The sequence below is a fragment of the Methylobacterium sp. WL64 genome, assembly GCF_008039945.1.
Taxonomy (GTDB): Bacteria; Pseudomonadota; Alphaproteobacteria; order Rhizobiales; family Beijerinckiaceae; genus Methylobacterium.
In genome coordinates, this window is the sequence record NZ_VRVA01000281.1 from 1 (window position 1) to 1,426 (window position 1,426).

4 protein-coding genes are annotated in these 1,426 nt (G+C 59.4%); 3 read left to right on the forward strand and 1 reads right to left on the reverse strand.

Annotated features, from left to right (window positions below; all coding sequences use genetic code 11):
- The 3 genes from FV242_RS33870 to FV242_RS33875 form a co-directional block, all read left to right on the forward strand.
- Positions 1–263: MucR family transcriptional regulator (locus tag FV242_RS33870; protein ID WP_187278684.1), on the forward strand; the 263-nt coding region annotated here is incomplete at its 5' end.
- 240 nt (positions 264–503) lie between these two features.
- A complete protein-coding gene (locus FV242_RS35115) occupies positions 504–650 on the forward strand; it encodes a hypothetical protein (RefSeq protein ID WP_187278685.1) in 147 nt (48 codons plus the stop codon).
- Between the two features lie 51 nt (positions 651–701).
- A complete protein-coding gene (locus FV242_RS33875; RefSeq protein WP_246693018.1) occupies positions 702–1,091 on the forward strand; it encodes a transposase in 390 nt (129 codons plus the stop codon).
- Here the strand turns inward: FV242_RS33875 and FV242_RS33880 are convergent.
- Positions 1,088–1,426: hypothetical protein (locus FV242_RS33880; protein WP_210249000.1), on the reverse strand; the 339-nt coding region annotated here is incomplete at its 5' end. The two genes, FV242_RS33875 and FV242_RS33880, sit on opposite strands and share 4 nt — an antisense overlap.

Below are 1,426 nucleotides of genomic sequence, written 5' to 3' on the forward strand. Positions count from 1 at the left end.
CGTACAAGACGCTGAAGCGGCACCTCAGCAAGAGCGGCATGTCGATCGAGCAGTACCGGGAGCGCTACGGTCTGCCGCGCGACTACCCCTCTACGGCCGCCAGCTACTCCGAGCAGCGTTCGGCTCTCGCCCGCTCGCTCGGCCTCGGTCAGCAGCGCAAGAAGGCGGCCCCGAAGGCTGCTGAGCCGGCGGGAACTGTCTCTGAGAAGCCCAAGCGCGCCCCAGGTCGGCCGCGGAAGGCCAAAGAGGCTACTGAGGACTGAGGTCAAGCGAAGGGGGGTGCCCGCTTCCTCCGGCGATCCCCATATTCGTACCTATCGCGGCGGTTGAGTGCCCTTACACTCCCGCTTGCAAGCGCGCCGGTCACCGTGTTCCCCCCGTTCACGCGCGGCCGGCGCGTCCTTCGTCAACGAGGTGAAAGGCAAGAGCGCCTAGCTCTCACGCGCGATCTTAGCGTCTCCTACAAGTGCGCTTTCCTCCTGCTGCACAAGCTACGGAAGGCGATGGCCGTCGAGATAAAGGCCCGCACGGTCAGCGGTGAAGGTCGCAACGTCGAGGTGGATGGCGCCTACTTCGGCGGCTACGTGAAGCCCGCCAACCACAAGGAGAACCGCGTGGATCGGCGCCTTGCGGCCAACCAGACCGGCTAGCGCCAGTCCGTCATCATCATCCGCGAGTGCGACGGGCAGTCCGTCCCGGCCGTGTTCCGCAGCGAGGGCGCTGCCCTCGGCTTCATCCGTGAGCGCATCGCACCCGGCTCCATCGTGCATGCTGACGAGGCGTCATCCTGGGATGCGCTCCACGTCCGTTTTGATATGAAACGGATCAACCATCAGCAGGCGTACAGCGCGGACGGCGCCTGTACGAACATGGCTAAGGAGTACTTCTCCCGCTTCCGTCGCGGCGAGATAGGCCACCATCACCACATCAGCAGCGTGTACCTCCTGCGCTACGCTCAGGAAGCCTCTTGGCGTGAGGATCACCGCTGGGAGATGAACGGCGCGCAGTACGAGCGCATCGCAGAGGCAGCCATGAAGCGGGGGTCTTCCGTTGATTTCTGCGGCTACTGGCAGCGGCACAACAAGGACTAGGCGTTTTCGACTGATTTAATCGCCTCTTCCCCTGTTTGCACTCGACCCTCGGCATAGAATTTATGTAAATCTCTGCCCCTTCTGAAAACTGAAAGTACTATTTTTGCATATATTGTTGTGCTTTTGCCGCACATATCAAACAGCATTTCTGGATTGTCCACGCCCATTTCCTTTGCAAGCCTGTTAGTCAGCCCGCGGACGTATGCCTCTTTCGTATCACTTGAAAACTTCGCGTCACCGCCTGCCTTTTTTAGGTCCTCAATTTTGAGCGCTTTATCTATTAGCTTATATATATCGCTCATGGTTCGATAATTCAATTCGAATAGATCCATAAG

What these genes read in the sequence shown, in the direction of transcription:
- FV242_RS35115 (WP_187278685.1), top strand. Translation starts at nt 504, where the DNA reads ATGGCCGTCGAGATAAAGGCCCGCACGGTCAGCGGTGAAGGTCGCAAC.